This is a genomic window from Sphingobacterium sp. UBA1897, from assembly GCF_002337775.1.
In the GTDB taxonomy this organism is placed as follows: Bacteria; Bacteroidota; Bacteroidia; order Sphingobacteriales; family Sphingobacteriaceae; genus Sphingobacterium; species Sphingobacterium siyangense.
In genome coordinates this window covers 107708-128287 of record NZ_DDGR01000026.1, presented here as the reverse complement: position 1 = coordinate 128287, position 20580 = coordinate 107708, and the positions used below count along the sequence as shown (strand labels likewise).

14 protein-coding genes are annotated in these 20580 nt (G+C 42.2%); 3 read left to right on the top strand and 11 right to left on the bottom strand.

Translation table 11 applies throughout. The annotated features are described in order from the left end of the window. Positions 1 to 43: 43 nt before the first annotated feature. Both B4N43_RS17325 and B4N43_RS17320 read right to left on the bottom strand, forming a co-directional pair. Positions 44 to 2146 carry a polysaccharide lyase 8 family protein gene (locus B4N43_RS17325; protein WP_088160205.1) on the bottom strand — a complete coding sequence of 701 codons (2103 nt, stop codon included), beginning with the start codon at positions 2144 to 2146 and terminating at the stop codon, positions 44 to 46. A 20-nt stretch (positions 2147 to 2166) separates the two neighbouring features. After that, positions 2167 to 3576, bottom strand: a complete 1410-nt coding sequence (locus tag B4N43_RS17320; RefSeq protein WP_286735761.1) for a sulfatase-like hydrolase/transferase — start codon at positions 3574 to 3576, stop codon at positions 2167 to 2169. 110 nt (positions 3577 to 3686) lie between these two features. Here B4N43_RS17320 and B4N43_RS17315 point away from each other — a divergent pair, with 110 nt between their 5' ends. Both B4N43_RS17315 and B4N43_RS17310 read left to right on the top strand, forming a co-directional pair. After that, positions 3687 to 4334 (top strand): hypothetical protein, encoded by a 648-nt coding sequence (locus B4N43_RS17315; RefSeq protein WP_232475677.1) that lies wholly within the window; start codon positions 3687 to 3689, stop codon positions 4332 to 4334. A gap of 16 nt (positions 4335 to 4350) precedes the next feature. Then, positions 4351 to 5433 (top strand): Gfo/Idh/MocA family protein, encoded by a 1083-nt coding sequence (locus B4N43_RS17310; RefSeq protein ID WP_286735760.1) that lies wholly within the window; start codon positions 4351 to 4353, stop codon positions 5431 to 5433. 109 nt (positions 5434 to 5542) lie between these two features. Here B4N43_RS17310 and B4N43_RS17305 read toward each other — a convergent pair whose 3' ends face one another. The 7 genes from B4N43_RS17305 to B4N43_RS17275 all read right to left on the bottom strand — a co-directional run bounded on the left by B4N43_RS17305 (position 5543) and on the right by B4N43_RS17275 (position 19025). Beyond that, positions 5543 to 6787: a YdcF family protein gene (locus B4N43_RS17305; RefSeq protein WP_286735759.1), complete on the bottom strand. Its 1245-nt coding sequence runs from the start codon at positions 6785 to 6787 to the stop codon at positions 5543 to 5545. Between the two features lie 17 nt (positions 6788 to 6804). After that, entirely contained in the window at positions 6805 to 8325 is a 1521-nt protein-coding gene (locus B4N43_RS17300) for a RagB/SusD family nutrient uptake outer membrane protein (RefSeq protein WP_286735758.1), read from the bottom strand. Between the two features lie 134 nt (positions 8326 to 8459). After that, complete coding sequence (locus tag B4N43_RS17295) at positions 8460 to 11711, bottom strand: SusC/RagA family TonB-linked outer membrane protein (RefSeq protein WP_286735757.1); 3252 nt, start codon at positions 11709 to 11711, stop codon at positions 8460 to 8462. 207 nt (positions 11712 to 11918) lie between these two features. Further along, a complete protein-coding gene (locus B4N43_RS17290) occupies positions 11919 to 12884 on the bottom strand; it encodes a DUF1735 domain-containing protein (protein WP_286735755.1) in 966 nt (321 codons plus the stop codon). 30 nt (positions 12885 to 12914) lie between these two features. Continuing rightward, complete coding sequence (locus B4N43_RS17285) at positions 12915 to 14489, bottom strand: SusD/RagB family nutrient-binding outer membrane lipoprotein (protein ID WP_286735754.1); 1575 nt, start codon at positions 14487 to 14489, stop codon at positions 12915 to 12917. Positions 14490 to 14517: 28 nt separating this feature from the next. After that, positions 14518 to 17598 carry a SusC/RagA family TonB-linked outer membrane protein gene (locus B4N43_RS17280; protein ID WP_286735753.1) on the bottom strand — a complete coding sequence of 1027 codons (3081 nt, stop codon included), beginning with the start codon at positions 17596 to 17598 and terminating at the stop codon, positions 14518 to 14520. Between the two features lie 296 nt (positions 17599 to 17894). Beyond that, positions 17895 to 19025 carry a TlpA disulfide reductase family protein gene (locus tag B4N43_RS17275; RefSeq protein WP_088160197.1) on the bottom strand — a complete coding sequence of 377 codons (1131 nt, stop codon included), beginning with the start codon at positions 19023 to 19025 and terminating at the stop codon, positions 17895 to 17897. 275 nt (positions 19026 to 19300) lie between these two features. Here B4N43_RS17275 and B4N43_RS17270 point away from each other — a divergent pair, with 275 nt between their 5' ends. After that, positions 19301 to 19651: a helix-turn-helix domain-containing protein gene (locus B4N43_RS17270; RefSeq protein ID WP_088160196.1), complete on the top strand. Its 351-nt coding sequence runs from the start codon at positions 19301 to 19303 to the stop codon at positions 19649 to 19651. A gap of 59 nt (positions 19652 to 19710) precedes the next feature. Here the strand turns inward: B4N43_RS17270 and B4N43_RS17265 are convergent, their stop codons facing one another. Together B4N43_RS17265 and B4N43_RS17260 are read right to left on the bottom strand one after the other, a co-directional pair. Beyond that, the gene (locus tag B4N43_RS17265) at positions 19711 to 20022 is read right to left on the bottom strand and encodes a hypothetical protein (protein WP_286735752.1); all 312 of its coding nucleotides are present in this window, start codon (positions 20020 to 20022) and stop codon (positions 19711 to 19713) included. Positions 20023 to 20146: 124 nt separating this feature from the next. Further along, a complete protein-coding gene (locus B4N43_RS17260) occupies positions 20147 to 20518 on the bottom strand; it encodes a hypothetical protein (protein ID WP_088160194.1) in 372 nt (123 codons plus the stop codon). Between the last annotated feature and the right edge of the window lie 62 nt (positions 20519 to 20580).

Genomic DNA, 20580 nt, shown 5'->3' with positions numbered 1-20580 from the left:
ATCTCCCCTTTGTATTTTTATAAGCTTTCCAATTGAATCTGGATTATTTCTTCCCGATCGCGATTTGGTTACTTACAGTACTCCCTGCGTATTCGCCCTGTGGAAGCGAAACCTCCAGCGATTGATTTACACGAAGCTGTTTATTGACGAGTTGAACCTTCACTGTTTTGGCTCTTTGGAGTGGATCTGCAACATCAAGCTGCATGCTAGTTGTTTCGCGCATACTCAATTGTATGATAGCAGGTTGATCGAGCTTTATAGACCAATTGCCAACTTGGTACGTTCCTGCTTGATAACAAACAATTTGTAGAATCCGGCTCCCTTTATGCTCCACCGCCTGTATATCCGATGTATTCTGCCAAATTTTTAGCTGCTGCATTGCTTTTGTATCAACAGTTTTGGCACCAGGCACAACAATATAAGCATAGCTCGCATTGTTTGGAGCAACAGCATGATCAAACCAAAGCTTGAAGACCTTTCCATGTACAACATCTTTGGAACGGGAACGGTTGATCCGGTACCAGGAACCAACCTGATCTTTGGTTGTCAATCCAACATTCATAGCTGCTGGAAAATAATACAGAACATTGTTATGGGTTATAAAATCGCCTACTTTGACAGATCTCTGTACTGAATCGAGTGCAGACATTTCCTTTCCATTCCAGACAACGGGTCCATTCAGCCAGGTTTGGTTTAAGGTTGTTACCACAGCTTCTGGCGCAGCACAGTGAATCCCAGCCCCCAAACAAACGATTTCCCGATCGAAAAAGAACCAGGCTTTTTGAGCCTTGACCCCGTCGTACTGGACCGACATAGCTGAAGCTCCTGTCTTATCGTTGCTTACGCCGCCTGCAAAGTTATTTGCAGCAAGTGCTCCCCATTGTTCTTTCAATTCCAGGTCGCCCGGATAATCTCGTGTTGTCGTTCCAGGAATTTTATCCCATTCCCATACGGGCATAATATTATAATATTCGGGTCCAAATACCTGAATATTGGTCACACCATCTGACATATTGCGCCCAAGAACGTTTTCTCCATTTCCAGACTCCGATTTATTGGTACGGCTACTGGCCAATCGAACATTAAAGTGGAATTGCTTACGCAGATGAGTCGTGTAGTCTCCTTTCCAGTAATGGCGGTGGACCTCGATATGCTCAGCGTCATAAGGCTGGACGCTATCTAGTTTTGCTAGCGCTTTGTTCCAAATGGTATTTTTGGCGGGATCAATCAACTTCATTTGTTGTAATATGGCGGTCTCCTGTGTTTTTTCCAAGATATTGGGGCGTGAGATCCCGCGACCATGTACATTAAAATCGATATAGCGCGAACGAATAATTGGCAGGTAGGTTTCAGTAAGAAATTGTTCAAAAAGGCCGAGCCTCTTCATGTCTACAGCATAAGGTGTCTCCCGCACATAGGCCATAACTTTTGAGATCCCCTTCAGAAATTCCTCCCCATAGCCTGCAATGTATAATTGAGGGCCATGTTGTAAGTAAGAGAAATCATATTGCAGTCCTTCCTTGCCATTCACGAGCTGTATCGGAAAAAGCAGCTGCTCCATCGCAGCAGCTAAAAGATTTTCATCTTCCAAGATCAATGCACGATAAAAATAGTGCATGGCAATATCACTTTTATTCGCCCCTGTTTTTGTGTAAGGATCGCCACGCTTCATCAGCTCAACAAGTGGAGTCTCTAGTGTAGTAGGAATTTTTTCCTTTCCAAATTTCATCAGGATAAGACAGACACCGATGGCTTTTGGCGAAGCGATCTCGTTATGCCACCAATTTGAAGACTCAAAACGATTATTTGCCCAATATTGTGCGGCAAGCAGGATTTTATCGTAAAGTGATTTTTGCTGATAAGATGCACTTTGTGGAGACACATAGGCAACAATAAGTGTCCTTAACCGATCCAAGTGTTCTCCCGGAGGCCAAAGCGATATTGACTTACTGCTGTAATCGATATCTGCCCAAGTACCGTCAGCACGCAGTTGATTACATAGGCTTAACGTTTTATCTGCATTTGGCAATGGGCCACTTAACTCATCATCGTATACATGCTTTTTAATACGCACAAACGTATCGCTGTTCTGCGCCTTTGCCATAACCAAGGCAAAGGACAATAAAAATAGGATTAGTCCTTTCATCTGTTTTTAGTATTCATTACTTAAGGATATTGTCGTTCTGCGGCTCGTCCGACGACTTCCATCCGGTGTTTCATCAGTTGATTTTGATCATTGTCCAATACAGAGCTTAGCCATTTTGGATTCTCCAGTCCCTTTTCCCATTCCTTCAGTTTATTCAGCATCTCCTTTACACGCTCAGGATACTTCGTGGCCAGATTATGCTGTTCCCGAAGGTCATCCCTAAGATTGAACAATAATATCGGATCATCTTTAACCACAATCAGTTTCCATTCTTTGTGTCGCACAGCACGTGCAATCCCTCGACGCCAGAATAAATAGTCGTGTCCATTTTTCACATCCTTATAGGAAGATAGCAAACTGATGCCATCGATTTGCTGCCCCTGGATGTTCTTCCCTTTTATTGCCTCGATGCTGGTGGGTAAGATATCCATTCCCGATACCATGGCATCTGATGTTATCCCTTTCGGTAGCTTGGCTGGCCATTGCATGATAAGGGGAACCCGGATTCCACCTTCCCATTTCGATCCCTTTAAACCACGCAATTGTCCATTGTCTGCGCCATTATTTGTTGCCGCTCCATTATCATTCATAAAAATGATTAAGGTGTTTTCATAAAGTCCTTCTTGCTTTAAATGTTCAACCAGACGTCCAATATTTTCATCCATATTATCCAGCATAGCCAAGTAAGCACGACGCAATGGATCAGCTACATTTTTATACTTATCAATAGTCTTCAGGGGCGCTTCGACAGGTGTATGCACTGCATTGAAAGCTAAATACATAAAAAAGGGCTGGCTTCGATACTGTTGAATATACGCAATTGCTTTATTGGTCAATGTTTCAGTCAAATAATGAATAGAGTCTTCGGGGACTATACGTCGATCGTCATAAAGCAGCTGCGTTGGCTTCGCGGCTCCATGGATTGGGAAGTAAGGCCGGTCACCACCGATAAAACCATAGAAATGGTCAAACCCACGTTTCAATGGATTAAATTGTGGACCATCCCCTTGATGCCATTTGCCAATCGCTACAGTTTTATAGCCGTTATACTTCATGAAGTCAGCAATGGTGGCTACCTGCGTATCCATTCCGATATCTTCAGGTGCGACACCCGCAGTGGGACGTTTCGAAATATTATGTTCAAAACCAAAGCGCTGCTGGTAGCGGCCAGAAAGTAAGCCCGCCCGAGAAGGAGCGCATACTGAAGCTGAGGCATAGGCCGACTGAAAACGCACGCCATTTTTCGCAAGTGCATCAATATTTGGAGTGTAGACCTCCCTACCGCCATAACAACCAAAATCATCATAACCTCCATCGTCGCTCAGGATGACAATAACGTTAGGATGTTGCTGTCCGAATACAGAAATCCCAAACCTAAAGAGTATATTCACAAGAGTTAATATACTATAGCAAGTAAATCGGTAGATCATAACATTAGATTTATCCTTAAATGTATCGTTAAATGTATAGGATTTTTTGTTAAAAAACCGCAAACGATTTCGTTAGGCAATTTTTAGACGATTAAAAACAAAGGTCAGAGATGAAAACAGATGAAAAAAAATTGGTCGGTACACTTGCTCATTTTTTGGTCAGTGATTCGGATAGTACTGCGCTGAGCTCATTTTTGTGTTCATTGACCTATCATCCCAGTACCATCAGAACCGAACTCGTTCAATTGTTGAACAAATGGCAAAACAAAGCAGCTGGAACAATATTTCCCGGGGAGGACCTCTGGACGGATTTTAAGCAACTTGTGGGAAGCAATCCCGATCTTGGCGTGGCTGTGGTTGATGGCTGTAGCATCAACGATATTGCAAGTTTTTACGAAGAAATCAATGCCGTCTACATGTCCAGCGAAAGCTGGAAGATAGGAAGCCTAGACGGCTTTGACGACCTGCTTTACGGTGGATTTGGGACCTTCAAAGACACTGCTTCACATTGCATTGTTTGGAAGGATATTGCACACAGCAGGACGTCATTGGGCGTTGAAACAACTTTGGCCTATTATCAAGGTAAACTTGGAGCAGAATCACCATTCAATCAAACGCATTTTCAAAAGAAACTAGATGAGCTAAAAGCTGGTCGTGGAGAAACCTATTTTGACATTGTTGCCGATATCATCCGATCGCACCGCAAAGTTACCTGGATTTACAACGGGTATCCTCAGCACAAATCGGTATATTTATAATAACTAAACTTAACATATGAAGCATCTTATCCGCCTAGTTTTCCTGCTCCTATTCTTCCAACAAATTGCACAGGCCAGTGAACGGCTTAAGGTTGCTGTTGCAGGGCTCAACCATGACCACGTATTCTTGCTTTTAAATTTATATAAGGATAAAAAAGTCGATATTATCGGTATTGCCGAACCGAATCAAACCTTATCAAACAAAATACGAACGCAGTATAATTTACCTGACGCAATCTTCTACCATGACTTACCCAGTTTATTGAAACATGTCAAGCCAGACGCGGTGCTGGCCTACAATCCAACCGATGAGCATATCCGCGTCGCAGAGACCTGTCTCCCGCTTAAGATCCCTGTAATGGTAGAGAAGCCTCTTGCTACGACTCTTTCTGACGCAAAACGTATTGCATTTTTGTCCAAACAGTTCGAAACACCCTTTTTGGTAAATTACGAAACAACCTGGTATAAAAGTAATCAACAGTTGAAGCAGCTGGTCGACAAGGGTGAAATTGGAAAAATCACACGTATACTTGTAAAAGACGGGCACGAAGGACCTAAAGAAATTGGCTGTAGCAATTACTTCCTCGACTGGCTTACTGATCCGAAAAAAAATGGTGGCGGTGCAGTGATGGATTTTGGCTGTTATGGCGCCAATCTGATGACCTGGCTCAAAAATGGAGAAAGGCCAATTTCAGTGACAGCCTTTACACAACAGCTCAAGCCTGAGGTTTATCCAAAAGTCGATGACAACGCTACCATCATACTAAGCTACCGTGATGGCAGCACGGGTATTATTCAAGCTTCCTGGGCTTGGCCATACAGTGTTAAAGATCTGCAGGTGTTTGGCACAAAAGCTCAGCTCTACGCCAAAAATGACAAAGAACTTCTAAAATACAAACAACAGAATGATCCACCTACACATGTATCGACTGCGATCCCGTATTTTGAGAACCATATTGCCTATCTCGAACAGGTTCTGAAAGATGCTATGGCTCCAGAAAATGATCTCGGATCGATCAATAATAATGTCACTGTGGTCGAAATCCTGGAAGCGGCAAAACGCTCGGCTAAAGAAGGAAAGTCCATTATTTTAAAATAAAAAAGGTCCGTAGCTTGCAATGCTACGGACCTTTTTCATGCCTTCCCATAAGCCATAGACAAAGCCGATCCGCTCAGTTAATGGATTAGCAATTGGCCTACTTAGTCGGCTAGGGGTCTAATGGTTCATCAGGATCGATCGTATAGGCCTCTTCTTCTGCCTTGAACTCGATGATCACATCTGAAATTCGTTTACCCAATGTATAAGGAATATACCCCAATTCACGTATACAACGATCGCCCATTTTTTCCACCGCATCAATGTGCACTTTACTACTGTTAACGATGGCGTATTTATCTTTCGGAAAACCATAATTCAACAGGATACGTGCTGTATTACGCAAATTTGTGGTCGTATGTCTCGCATGTGGATCAATCAATATTGCAGCTTCAGGTACTCCCATAATCTCGATCAGATAATTTTTCATTTCTATTGCCTCAATAAAGCGAGTCTTATAGGGATGTACTTTACCGCCAGACAACACAATAAAAGGGGCCAATTTTTCAAAGTAGCTTCGGGCTGCCATTCGCGCACGTAGCATTCCACCAGGACTAATAGGCTGTCCATACACCTCGGGGCCTGCACCTAAGGTCAGCAACAGACTATAGGGATAGCTTGCGAAGTCGGTATTTTTGACCGCTTCGTAAGCTTTCTTGTTTTCGAGTTCAATCAGCGGTTCTAGTTGTGCCGCGTCCCATCGCTCATTAATTTCCAACAAGCGTACCGCAGTCATCATGGTCAAAAAAAATGCTGTTTTATGTGTTGGAATATCTTTGCGGACGTCTTGGCGAACATCGTCCAAAAGATGAAGGTAGGCCGCACGTTTTACATCGAAAGAGATTGAATCTATCTTGGGGTAATTGGGACTTTTACCTCCCCCATAGACGTCCACCACATAATTCATTGCCTTTAAATCCTGTTTCAAGGCTTTCGTAAAATAGGCCTTTGCCGTTTCATGATGCAACACACCATAGGTCATTGATGGAATAAGACTAGCCTGAACAAGCTGGTCCAATTTCTTGTTATGACCAATTTGCTCCGCCAACTGCTCTGCCAACAGGTCAATTTCGTTATCCTGCCATTTGAAGGCATTCAAATAGCACATGAGATCGGAGCAACTAGCACTCTTGTTAAAACGTTCGAACCGTTTTTCCAATACCTGAGCTATCGGCTTGGAGCCCACGAGCTCCTGTATAAGGACAGGATCTTTTAAGAGCAAATAGGATGCATAATAATTCTTCTTGATCAGCCAATCCTGTGGTCCAACAGGTGTAGTATTTACTTGACCTTTGGAAATATGCAGGCAGCATATTCCAAAGACAAGTAATAAGATCTTTCTGATATTTTTTATCATATCTATTCAATTGCAGATTAATAACCAGGGTTTTGATACATACGTGTCGGATCCAGCTTATATTCATCAAAAGGAATTGGATAATATCGATCTTTTGTCGAGATATTGGAGATTTTAGCATTTCCATAATCAGCCTGGCTCTTCGTTTTGAAATAAGTCACCAGTTCTTGTGCATTATAATTACGGATCAAATCAAACCAACGTTGGTTTTCAAATGCCAGTTCTACACGGCGTTCATGCAATATGGCCTCCTTTAAGGTTGGATATTTACTGCGATAGGTAGTATTTAGCATTGAAGTAGCATACGAAGGCAATCCAGCACGTTCACGTACCTGATCCAAAAGCACGATAGCTTCCGCATCTTTACCCAAGTGATATTTTGCTTCTGCCAACAACAGCATCACATCTGCGTAACGGATCAAGATCCAGTCATTTCCACCCCAACCATTGGTACCGGCAGCGTCACTGTTATCTCTAAATTTGGTTACAAACCAATCGTTAACTTGCGTATTGGCGGCAAACTTTACCGAGAAGCCTTTTCGGATATCGTCTTGCTCGTAATCTTTAATCAAATCTAGTTTCGCAACTTCGCCAGCACCTGTAGAGTTATAGCGTGAGTTGATGGTCTCCCCTCTCGCCTGGTAATTACGGGCAATACTCGAGCTATAGTTTTGGTCACCTTGTTTGTACTGAATCTGAAAAACAAGTTCTTTACAGCTATTTTTCTTGGTCACATCGAAAACATCCGCATAGGGGATTTCGTTCAGTTTACCAAAAGTTCGCATTTGGTAGGCCGCATTAAGGTACTGTTCTGCCTTCGCAAAATTTTCTGCACTCCCCGACGTCTGCGTTGCTCCCAACGTTAAGTATACTTGTCCCAAAATTGCATTAATGGCCGATTTAGATGCTCTGCCAATGACGTAATCTTTCTGTGTATTGGGAAGATTGCTGGACAATGCCTCTGTCAAATCCTTAATGATCTGTTCGTACACAACCGACTCTTTTTGTCGAAAAGCTAATTCATTTGCTTGCTCTTTACTGGTCACCTGTACCGTAGATAATGGAATATCTCCGAATTTACGCACCATATGGAAATATAATAATGCACGAACGAATTTCGCTTCCGCAATATACCGTCCTTTTAATTCTGTACTTGTAAAGCTCACATCGTCGACATGTGACAGAACCACATTACAGCGGCTGATTGCCGCATACATAGCCGACCAATGCGTCTTTAGATAGGTATTACTTGGCAGCAACGAAAAGTCATTGAATTGGAATGGCTCCCCGGCGTTGGATTGGTTATCATTACGTCCACTATTATCCGAACGTTCCTCATTATACAATGTACTGGATTCTCCGATCGTACTTCCCGAGCGAAGGGACTGGTAAAGACCGTTAACCGCCAAGAGCACATCATTTTCTGACTTGAAGTAATCATCAATCGTAACGGCGTTGGGATTTTTCTGATTTAAAAAATCTTTGGTACATGAAGACAATGCCAACAAAACAAAGGGTAATATATATCTTTTTTTCATCCTGTTATTTTTTTATTTTTCATCAGCCCACGGAACTACAAAGAGCAGTCTGAAGGACTATTTTTACAATACTGGAGCTATTAACACGGGCTTTCCTTGATGTTCCTACGCACAACAGCTCCTCGATCCTGCTATTAAAACGTTACTTTCACACCAAGGTTATATGATCTCACCAATGGATAAAGCCCATAATCCACCCCTGGAGTCAGGTTGCCGCGTTGATTATAATCCGGTTCCGGATTGTAGCCTTTGTATTTAGAAATCGTAAATGGATTGTCCACGGTCGCGTAGACCCTTACCCCAGAAAGTGTTAGTTTTTCTGCTAGACTTTTGGGAAGATTATAACCCAAGGCAATATTTGTCATACGCAAGAATGAACCGTCCTGCAGATAAAAATCGGAAAGACGTGTACTGTTACTTTGCGTACCGCCACGTGATGCACGGTAGACTTTACCATTTCCCGGATTTTGAGCCGAACGGTAGCGTTGTGCGACATCCGCATATTGGTTACCGGAACCTTCCATATTGTAGAGGTAATAATCATAGCCATCCAGCACTTTATTCCCTTGGGAGCCATTAAATGATGCCCGTAGATCAAATGCCTTATAGCGTGCGTTGACGGCAAAGCCATAAGTGAAATTAGGATGCGGATTGCCGATCACACGTTTATCGGCATCATTGACGATACCATTGCCATCTACATCTTCAAAATAAAGGTCTCCAGGTTGTAGCGGGGTTGTTGAAGCCGCTGAAGGTGCGACAGTTTTATAGTTTTCCTCTGTTGCAACACCCAGAACTTTAAAACCATAGAACATACCAATTGGACTTCCTTCTTGTGTAATATGCGTTAAGTAGGAGCGTTCAGCACCATTCGTCAGGATGGTAGAAGCCCCACCAAGATCGAGCACTTTATTTCTGTTGACATTGATATTCCCACTGAATCCTAATTCAAATTCATTTTTGCGAATCAGTGTTGCATCAATCTGTAGATCAAAACCTTTATTCTGCACCTTTGAATTAGGGAGATTGGTTAAGATCGTTGTTGATCCAGACACAGCGGAGAGTGGCTGGTTGAATAATAAATTGAAGGAACGGCTCAGGTAGAAGTTGGTCATAATGTTGAGGCGGCCTTTCAACAAACCGAGATCAAGACCAGCGTTGTATTGCGAAGTTGTTTCCCAGCTCAATTTTGGATCGAGTAGATTGCCTGCTGTATAAGAGGTCTCTACTTTATCCCCAAGGATCACACCCGCTGGTGAGTTGATCACGGATATCGCATTGTAATCACCAATATTATTATTTCCACTACGTCCCCAGCTCGCTCTTAGTTTGACTGTCGATTGTTGCCCTAACCAATCCGTATAAAACTCTTCCTTGGAGAGGGTCCACCCGGCTGAAACCGATGGGAAAGTTCCCCATTTACTGTTCGGTCCAAAGCGTGACGAACCGTCAGTACGAATGGATGCCGAAAGGAAATATTTCGAATCAAAGCTGTAATTTACGCGGCTGAAATAAGACTGGAGCGTTGTCGTACGTTTGAACGTATCGTCTTTTAGCAATTGGAAATTAGAAGGATCGGCTCCTTTATCTGTAATTTCCCCAATTGCATTATTATTAAAACCGTTGGCTCTCACACCTTGATAATCATAATCTGTTCGTTGAGCCGAATAGCCCAATAACGCAGATACCTGATGTTTACCACCAAAGGTCTTGTTATAGTTTAACGTTGTTTCCAGCAATTTGTCCAATTCATTTTTTGTCTTGGCATCTGCATAGGCAGCAGAAATTGCCTGTGGTGAAAACGGTTTGTTGTTTCCATCGGATATACTTGTCGGACGGAAATAATCATACTTCTCGTCATAAGTAGACAGTCCACCGTTTACTTTTAGATTTAGGCCATCCATAATGGAAAAATCTGCAAAGGCGTTGTATACTCCTCTCTTTCCACGACGGTTGTTTTTAATCTCAGTAACATAAGCCAGTGGATTTTCAGGGTTCTGGATACCATAATTATTCGCCGAAAGATCGGCCATCAGGTATTTGGCATAGGTTCCATCTTCATTATAAACCGGCAGTGTCGGCAGATAGATTAAAGCCGCCATAGACGGACTTCTGTCGTAACGGCCTGTCGTCACCTCGTTATTGTCGTTATATGTAAACGAAACATTTGCGCCAACGGTCAACCGCTTGCTTACTTTGCTATCGATATTGGCACGAAAATTAAAGACTTTTTGATCCGTCCCCAGCATGATCCCTTGTTGATTCTGATAAGATCCACTTAAGAAATAGCGATTTTTTTCGTTACCGCCATACGTAGAGAGATTATGACGTTGGAAAGGAGCATTACGGTATAAGGCATCCTGCCAATCCGTATCATATTTCGCTTTTTTTGCTGTACCGGACGCAAAGTCATAGTAGTCTTCAGGAATACTTACTGAACCGGCATTTCCGACATTGGCGATACGCGTTGTATTATCATCAAAGCGTCTACTATCGCTCCAAGCAATCCCTTTCGTAGCCAGAAGGTCTTTATAGGAATTGTTACGACCATCAATCAAGAGATCAATAAACTGTTCCGAATTTAAAACATCGATTTTCTTGGAAAGCTGACCAAAGCCCCCCAATACTTCGTAGTCCACATTACTTTTACCTTCCTTGCCACGCTTGGTTGTAATCAATACAACACCACCAGCGCCACGGGACCCATAGATCGCAGCAGAAGCGGCATCCTTTAAAACATCGATAGACTCAATATCATTGGGGTTAATATTGAGATTGTTTCCTGCTGGATAACCATCAATAACGTACAATGGATCCGAACCAGCATTGATCGATCCCATTCCGCGAACACGCATTTTGGTCCCATCGTATGGAGCACCACTTGTTTGCATCACCTGTACGCCGGCTACTTTACCAACCAATGCCTGGGATAATTTTGGTGCGCTCAAATTGAGTTCCTCGGCCTTAACACTGGCAATAGCTCCAGTGACATCCGACTTTCTGATCCGCTGATATCCGATAGAGATGGTCACCTCTTCCAGTGTGTTCTCATCAGTCTGTAGGGAAAATATCTGCCCATTGGATTGGGTAACAGCTTGCACAAGTCTGCTATACCCAATAAAGGAAATACTCAGGTTATCGCCCATTTCGGCTTCGATCTGAAAATTTCCTTTTTCGTCAGACTGAACAGATTTTTTACTTTTCAAATTTTGAACGGTTGCTCCGGCGACAGCATTTCCTTGAGCGTCGAGGACACGGCCTTTGACGATCCCCTGTACATGCGTAAATTGTGACGTGGTTAGTGTGAGCGATTTGGCTTGAACAGCGGGTGAGCTCGCTGCAATGGCACATAACAACCAAAAGACATTGTTGGCTTTAAATTTCATAAGTAGCGCATTTGATTTATGGGTACAAGATTACAAATGCTATATGAAGGCAGAGTCAATAAAACATTAACAGTTTTTAACTAAACCGAGTTAGCAAGCCACGAAAGCTTAACAAAAAGGTAATACTAAAAAGGCGACTGTGTACTCAGCCGCCCTGCAAAATAGCTATAAATATATTGAAAAAGTGCTGAGGTAACTTTGTATCGACTAACGCGTTTTTTTGTACGTATAAATCTCCGTAAATTTCCCCCGCCGCCCGGAAGGCTGGACAAGATAATACGTCACATGTATGGTCTTAGTTGTTGGGTCATAATAGTTATTTACCGTATTGTCGATCTCGCCATACCGTCCACTACTATTGGTACCCTGTCCATAATAGTTTGTCACCCCTGTGACCTTATTCGTTACATTGTCAAACGTGAATATCGGGCTCCAATTGCCGAAATATGAATTTGATCCCCCTGCGTTAAAGTAATAGGAATGCGGAGAACTACCGTTATTGAAGGTTGTATAATTAATTTCACTGGTATTACCTGTGAGCGTAACAAGATTTGCGGTCTGTGGATAGATCCCCGTGAATGCAGCATTAACATAGTCCTGATAGGTTCCTGTGACCTCATAAATACCATCGTACTTATTTTTTATCGACACCGCATAAACCCCTTCGGCATAATTTCCGCTGATCTTGCCTCCTGTTGCAGACTGGATCTGAACGCCAAGCGCATAGGATTTGGTAAAATCGATGGCAGTAAAACGTGGAGGATAAATTTTAATATTCAAGATAGCTTCTTTTGCCCCTTTGGGGATGATAACATCATAAGTGTCCACAGCATATAAACGAGTAGGCAATGCTTCATATTTAGATTGCCAGGCCAGGTTGTATTTTTCAACAGAGCCGTCGTTTATTTTCAAGGTTAGCTTCAGCTCTTCTGTGGCACCCTGTGCGCCTGTCAACTGAACTTTTACAGGCAGCGTCACAACGTCCAGGGCTTCAAAAACAGTCGTCACAGCACGGGCAATTGCCGTACTGCTTGTCCGTGCAGGAAGTACAAGCTGCACGATACCTGAACTTCCACCATCTTCAAAGACACCTTTTTCTTTCACGCAGCCCCAGAGCGTCATACTCAAGGCAACAGCTGCCACGCCTAATAGTGATTTTTTATTTATTTTCATTGATTTTCAAGCTTTAGTTGATGATGTTGATCAATTGATATCCCAAAAGATTGGATCCGAAAATCCATTCGTCAATTTGGGAACGTTCGCATTTAAATTTATTTCAGTCTGTGGGTAAAGATTGCGTATTGGAAGTTTATCCGCGCGGGGCGACCCCGATTGGACCGATGCAAATGTTTCCGTGGCAACTTGCGAACCATTGACAATTTTTGGATATCCTGTACGGCGAAATTCGTTCCAGGCCTCATGACCATGGAAAAAATTCAAGGCAATATATTTCTGCGTGATGATAGCCTCCAACCGTTGTGCGGTTGTGGTAGCCAATGCATAATTGACAAGATAATTTGTACTATTTTCTGTTTTATAATTCGCAGCATCGTTAGCAGGTACCTGTCCTGTTGCTAACGCGTTGGTCGCATTCTTTTCCAGATAAGTAAATGAAGCTAAAATGCCTTTTTCGAAGTTGGTTGATGCCGAGCCACTAAGCTCGTGGCCATATAGAGCCGCCTCGGCCAATAAGAAGTATGTTTCCGAAGCAAGAAATATAGGTAAACCCGCGGTTCGTCCTTTCAATACACCTAGGGCATCTGCATTTCCTATTCCAACATACCAGACATAGTCATCAGAATTGGGGTTATTAACTTCATCGCCGAGCTGACCGATGGATGTATTGGGGAAATTTCGGAACGTAAGCTTGCCCCGTTTTTCATCGGTTATTTTACGACCGTCATAGAACGTAAACAGATATTTAGAAGGCACATAATAATTGGCTGCCGTCGAAATTGAACCTGCAGTTGAGCTATGAAAAGTTGCAAATAGGGGGTTCTGTGTTGCCGTGGCCTGATATCCGGGATCTACGAGTACATCATCGATCAGAAATCCATCCGCAGAGAATTTACTAAAAGCCGATTGTACAAAGCTTTCAATAGAAGTGCCTCTTGCCCGCACCAAAAGACGCAATTTAAGGTTGTTAGCAAACTTAATCCAGTTATCGAGATTACCAGCAAACACTGGATCGGTCTTTTTCGATAAACTCCGGTAATTTAGATCACCTTTATACTGCTTAATATCCGCGATAATTGCATCGAGCTCGGTAACCAAAGCTTGGTAAACGACGGCATCATCGTCAAACTTAGGAGCCAAGTTGTTATCTCCTTGGAGCGCTTCCGTGTAAGGAACATCTCCGTAGGCATCAACAAGCAACTGATAATTGAATACTTTAAAAATGCGCGCTATATCGCCAAAGAATTTATACTCGGGACTTTTTTGTGCATAATTGATAATAAACTGATAATCGCGAAGATTGTTGAACACATTGTTCCACAATCCAACATTGGTGTTGGATGTAATGTTATAGGTATATGTATCTCCATAACCACCAATTCCGCCACCTGGAAGCTGATAGCCAACCAAAAATGCACCATAAGAATGATAGCTAACGATATTGGAAGCTGTGGTCGCGATCGCCTGCGTCAACACCAGGTCAGGTGTTATGGTCGCTTCGGTTGCCGCATTGGGATTTTCATTGATATCCAATTGCGAACAAGAAGATAGTGCAATGATGATCCCAAGGGACAATATATTTTTCAAATGTAATTTTTTCATTGAGAATAAGTGTATGATAGTTCACTAGTTAAAAAGTAAGGGACAGTGTAGCCCCAAAATAGCGTGTAGGTGGAGTCTGCCCTGTCGTCGAGACCCCTATGGCATTGTTATCATTGGCACTGTAATCGGGATCGGTATACTCGTTGGATTTAGGGGTAAATAGCAAAAGATTACGTCCTTGGATGCTGACCGAAGCAGCTTTAACACCTTTTAGGCGAGAAAGGACACGCTGTGGTAAGCGGTAGGAAAGCGAGGCCTCGCGCCATTTCCAGTAATTACCCGAAATCACATAATTGCTGTACACGCCCCTATTGTATGTGCCCGAAGTCCAAAATCCAGCTCCGCCGTCTGAAACTGTAATATGATCATTGGTTACATATTGACCACTGGTAGCATCTAAATAAGAGGAGTTTGGAAAGACAAACGCCTCCCGATTATAGTAGGCACTTCGAGCCGATGACCCGCCAAAATCAAGCGTGCTACCGAGGTCTATAGCGGCAAATTTGTACCCACCACGATATTCAAAAAGAGTGCTGAAAGAGAAATCCTTCCAGCGTAAAGAAAGGTCAAGGCCCAGGCGGTGACGTGGTGTGGTATTGCCAAGTATCTTACTTTCAGAAGCCACGGAAGGGTAACCTGTATTTACGTCGATGATAACACGCCCCTGCTCATCACGGGCATAATCGGAAACGATGATCTGATTCAGCTCCAGACCCTTCTGCGCATAGATCACACTACTTCCATTAATAGAAATACGATCCAATCCGGGGTAAAGATCCTGTAAGATGTTTTTATTGTGCGTATAGTTTCCGCCAACTGTTAATTGGAAATCCCTGCTACGAATAGGCGTGATATGCAAAGCGGTTTCGACCCCCTCGTTCGTTACTTTACCCGTATTGACATAAAATTGGGAATAGCCGGAAGAAATTGCTATCCCGGCAGGAATCGCCTGTCCTGTTGTTCCTGTATGATAGTAGGTGAGATTTGCATCAATGCGGTTATCCCACAATCTAAAATCGGTACCAAACTCAACCCCTGTAGTAATCTCTGGTTTTAAATTAGATGAAATAATGCGGCTTCCCTGAGAAAAGAAAGTTCCGCTACTATATCCTGTAACTGAGGAGAAGGTAGGTACCAGCGAGTAAGGATCCACGTTGACATAGCCAGTGCGCGACAGACCTCCTCTCAACTTCCAGTAATTGACAATCGAATTGTCTTTTAGTTGCTTAAAGGCATCCGTTGGAATGAAAGACAAGTCTACAGAAGGATAGAAATAAGATCTATTTGCTTTGCTGAGGACTGATGTCCAATCATTTCGGCCTGTAGCATGTAAGAAAAGGTAATCTTTGTATCCGACCAAGAGGTCACCCCATACCGCAAATGTACGTGCCAGTGTATTCGATTCGCTGGCACCAGCTTCCCCGATTCGGTTCGACACGTTGTAAAGCCCCGGGATTTCAAGACCTGATGCCGAAACAGCTACCGATTTATATCGTCGGCTAATAGCAGTACCGGTCAGATTAAAGTTGAAAGAGAAGTCATTGACATCTTTTTTTATCCCTATCTGAAGATCATGGTTGATACGGGCACTGTTATATTCGGTGTCCGAAACACCACCCGCTAAATTGGTACGTCCAATGGTATTGACAGAATAGCTCGAATAAGTCTGTTTGGGTGAAACAGACTTTGAATCATACCATCGGTTGGAAATTGAGGGTCTATAGGTAAACTCCAACCAAGTTGTCGGACGATACTTTAGTTCGATTTTGGCTGTCAGATAGCTGTTTTTTGTTTTCGATCGATAATTATCCGCTGTCCAATAAGGATTTAAGTACCAAGGATTGTACCAACCGTCAGGTGTCGCAAAAGGATTATTGACATAGTCTTTGTAGCTCAATAGTGGAATATTGGCTGGAGTCTGTGTTAACTGCGTATAAATGGAGCTTGTCGCTGAGGTAATATCATAAAAGTTCTCGACATAACTCGCTGAATAATCCAGGGTCAGATTGGGATAAAAAGCTCTTGTACCGTTTAAACGAAAAGAGATCCGGTTGTATTTATCACCGGGGGTTGTTCCTCGACCGGTAAGATATTGACCGGCGATGTATTGCGAAGATTTATCATTTCCGGAGGAGATCGAAAGATCAGTTTGGTTATTACGGCCGACATTCCAAAAATCAAAACGATCATTACGTGCTGAATAAGTACCATATTGCTGTTCCCCATTTTCCAGAGGATTACCGATCGCAACGGTGGACCCGTCGAAAGCAGGACCATACTGTTGGTTTTCTTCGGGGTTGTAGATCTGTGTACCCGAAGTGGATCCTGCACCAAACTTATCCTGTAACTTCGGAAAGAAACTGATTTTTTCCAACGTAAAGGTATTACTCAAGTTGATCGCGGTACGTCCCGCCTGTCCTTTTTTCGTTGTAATGATTAACACCCCATTGGATCCTTCAGCTCCATACGCGGCAGCACCTGAAGCTCCATTCAGAACCTGTACATTTTCTACATCTGCAGGATTAATATTGTTGAGCAGATCACTGCTCACAACAGCATTATCCAACACGATTAAAGCTGTATTGTCGCCCAATAAAGATCTGTTTCCCCTAAGCACCAACCGGTAATTAGGGTTCACACCACTGCTGATCTGATTGATCTGCAATCCCGGTACCTTCCCCTGAAGCCCCCCAGCAATAGTCGGTGATTTTCCTTGGGTGAGATTTTCGCCGGTGACCTGCGTTGTTGCATAACCCTGCTCGCGGGGAGTCCTGAGAATCCCCCCTGCTGATACCACAACTTCATCCAACACAGATTCCTCTTTCAGTAACACAACATCCAACGATGATCGTCCTTTTAAATCAATGTGACGGACCTGATAGCCTATGAAGCTAAATATAAGTTTTTCGGAAGCTGCGACACGGATGCTATATTGACCATCTCTACCTGTTTGTGTGGCCTCCTTCGTATTCTCCACCCGGATAGAAACTCCAGCCAAAGGAGTACCATCCGGTGCAGATACAATTCCGCTGACTTTACGAGAAGACTGTGCCTGAACATGGATGGCAAAGAGTATCCCCAACAAAAAATAGATTAATTTTTGTTTCATTGTAATTTTCGATTAATAAAAGTGTAGCATGTCACATAGGGACAAGGCAATGCCCTAGGGGCATTTGCTCGGCATCCCTTTTTGCGACAAAAAAGTATAACAACATGAGGTAAACCCCATATCGTCAATGAATAAAATAGAGGGAGTAGTTTAGACCTACATATATGGAATAGGCATGCACATTCGTGCTTGGGAAATATAGGCTGAATCAACAACATGCACTGTCGTTGTAGCAATGGATTTTTTACGGGATAAAATCGATAACTGTCTTTTCATAAATTCTGTATGTTTACTGTTTAATCAACGATATATTTAGAAAGTTGGAGTTCCAAATCTTCACCACGAAGGTTTTTGGCAATTATTTTTCCATTGGGATCGATCAGAAAATTTTGAGGAATCGATCGGATATTATAAAGCTTAGCGACCTGGTTATCCCAAAAATTAAGATCCGAAACCTGATCCCACTCTAATTTATCATCTGCAATAGCTTTTAGCCAATTGTTCTTTTTGCCAGGTTGATCTAAAGATACGCCGAGCACGGTAAATTTTTTGTTTTTTAGGGCATGATAAGCTTTTACGACATTTGGATTTTCATGACGGCAGGGACCACACCAACTTGCCCAGAAATCCAACAACACATATTTACCTCGATAATCAGCAAGGGAAATATTTTTACCTTCTGGGTTAGCTTGCGTAAAAGCCGGAGCAATCTGTCCGATCGACGTCGCTTTGGTTTGATCAATCTGTAGTGCAAAAGCTTTTCCTTTTTCCGAATGACGTATTTCTGGACTGAGCTGTTTGAAATATCGATCCAGGTCCTCAGCTTCGGGAGCATAGCCTACGACCTCTGCAATACGGTCTAGGCTGACGAAAGAATTGGGATTCTCTGAAATAAAGGTTTCCAGGATTTTTTTATTCCCAAGCTGATAGTTTTCGCTGAGCTGTTCGATTTCCTTTTTGAATTCGGGGGAGTTTCGTTGCTCTTGGCTTGCCGAAAAATATTTTGTATTCAGCGCATCACGCAAAGGGGCAATTTTTTCAAGCCGCGTCTTTAATTGGCTAAGCTCCGTATTTGTCTTTCCTCCTTGAACCGATGGATTTTTCAATGAATCGGTAGACTGAACCTTGATCGCTGTGTTTTCAAGATAGAACGTTAGACTTTTTGAACGTTGCGCTAAGGCCAGTGTTTTACCTACCGTTAGGCTAGCTATTGTCGGATCGGCAATCGTATAATTGAATTGAAATGTTCCATTTGAACCGATGTTAACCGAATCGACGCTGCGTTGAGTACCATTCCGATAGCTCAGAAAAGCTTTGTCCTGCGTGGTATAGCCAGTCACTCGACCGCTTAGCAGGGCAGTTTTATGCTGCGCCATAATCGCTGTAGAGAAAGTGAGCGATGCAATCAATGTAAATACTTTAGTCATATGTTTATTTTTTTTAAAAAACTACCAAATAAGTAGACTATTCAAAAATAAGTGGTTTGACTATTCATTTCCAACAGTTAGGTAGAAAATATTCCTATATTAAATGGTGCTATGAACATTTAATACGCCTTAGTGGGAAAGATTTTTCGAGGAGGTAACAATAGTTTTGAAATAAATAAAAATAAAGACTACTACATAGGTAGATTATATTTTCAAATTACTTATCTTTGGCTATACCAAACCCTGTGTTCACATTAATTTGAATTGTACTAACCATGAGCAATGTTACATCACAAGAAATTATCAAAGCCGTTAAAGAGCGTAGGAAATATCTCAAGATATCACAACGGGCAATGGCTGAACAGCTATATATTTCCTTAAAGGCCTATCAGAACCTTGAGATTGGAACGACGAAGATAGACATTGAACGTCTACAGCAAATTGCGGATATATTACAAACGGATATGAATAGCTTGATCAATCCTCCGACAGCTCAGATAAAGGGCGAAAAATTACCCTTAACAAAGGAAAAGCAGCTTTTAAGCGACAAAGAAAGTTATATCTCTTATTTGGAGGAAAGTTTACAGTTTTACAGAAATCTTATTAAGGAGAATAATCTGATGTAGCTAAAGAGCTTCAAATTAAAAAAGTATGCTTGACATTCTTTATGAAATTCATAGACCACTTAGCGCTTTCGCATGGTGACGCTATAAATCCGGAAGATCATCAAAGCCAGGGCTGCAGCAAAAAGAATATTGCCGATCAATTTTAGAGGTTCAAATTCATGGTATCCGACCTGCTCATTAAGATCTGGGCTATAGCCGCTTCCTTCCCTATAAAATGTCCAGGGAAATCCTATTGTCAAGTTGCCGTCAACGTCAAGTTGATTATGATAGAAACAAGCTGTCAAAATAGCAAAAACACCAATAGTACCAATAAAAACTTTACATAATACTGGTACTAATGATGTTTTTCGTTGTTCAGGTTTTGCATGCATGATTAAATATAGCAATTCATTTTGATTGCATGTTATAATCACTATCGTTAGCCAATTAATGACGAGTTAGGTTTAAACATTTTGATCGTCGTATTTTACAAGGTTGATCAAACTTAACATAAAGTTACGCTATATCGTCCCCTTCATCTTCTTTCATAATACTATGAATACGATCCTCTAAAACTTTTTTGTGCCAGGCATCCAACAGTAGTCTTGTATTTCCGATCAGATCATCTCCACCAGTCTCCATCATTTTCACCCACTCTTCTGCAAATTCCCTATATTCAACAATACTGTTTTCGGACTGTGTATATTGGATCAAATATTCCATCGCAAATAGATTAGCCCAGCGATCGGGTTGTATTGGATCACACATATACTCTGCAATGTCAATTTTATCAATAAATTCCTGTACAACTTCTTCCGGTGTGAAATTGAACAGATCGCAGAACTGTTTAAATGCTGTTGTCAATTTAATATTTTCGAATGTTTCCATTATTTATTTAATTTAAGAAGTCATCATTTTTTTTATCCTAGTTACCTCAATTTAACCGCTGT

Coding starts and splice junctions, on each gene's coding strand:
- B4N43_RS17290 (WP_286735755.1), bottom strand. CDS start 12,884: ATGAAAATAAATAAAAAATCACTATTAGGCGTGGCAGCTGTTGCCTTG.
- B4N43_RS17280 (WP_286735753.1), bottom strand. CDS start 17,598: ATGAAACAAAAATTAATCTATTTTTTGTTGGGGATACTCTTTGCCATC.
- B4N43_RS17285 (WP_286735754.1), bottom strand. CDS start 14,489: ATGAAAAAATTACATTTGAAAAATATATTGTCCCTTGGGATCATCATT.
- B4N43_RS17300 (WP_286735758.1), bottom strand. CDS start 8,325: ATGAAAAAAAGATATATATTACCCTTTGTTTTGTTGGCATTGTCTTCA.
- B4N43_RS17295 (WP_286735757.1), bottom strand. CDS start 11,711: ATGAAATTTAAAGCCAACAATGTCTTTTGGTTGTTATGTGCCATTGCA.
- B4N43_RS17275 (WP_088160197.1), bottom strand. CDS start 19,025: ATGACTAAAGTATTTACATTGATTGCATCGCTCACTTTCTCTACAGCG.
- B4N43_RS17315 (WP_232475677.1), top strand. CDS start 3,687: ATGAAAACAGATGAAAAAAAATTGGTCGGTACACTTGCTCATTTTTTG.
- B4N43_RS17270 (WP_088160196.1), top strand. CDS start 19,301: ATGAGCAATGTTACATCACAAGAAATTATCAAAGCCGTTAAAGAGCGT.
- B4N43_RS17265 (WP_286735752.1), bottom strand. CDS start 20,022: ATGCATGCAAAACCTGAACAACGAAAAACATCATTAGTACCAGTATTA.
- B4N43_RS17305 (WP_286735759.1), bottom strand. CDS start 6,787: ATGATAAAAAATATCAGAAAGATCTTATTACTTGTCTTTGGAATATGC.
- B4N43_RS17260 (WP_088160194.1), bottom strand. CDS start 20,518: ATGGAAACATTCGAAAATATTAAATTGACAACAGCATTTAAACAGTTC.
- B4N43_RS17325 (WP_088160205.1), bottom strand. CDS start 2,146: ATGAAAGGACTAATCCTATTTTTATTGTCCTTTGCCTTGGTTATGGCA.
- B4N43_RS17320 (WP_286735761.1), bottom strand. CDS start 3,576: ATGATCTACCGATTTACTTGCTATAGTATATTAACTCTTGTGAATATA.
- B4N43_RS17310 (WP_286735760.1), top strand. CDS start 4,351: ATGAAGCATCTTATCCGCCTAGTTTTCCTGCTCCTATTCTTCCAACAA.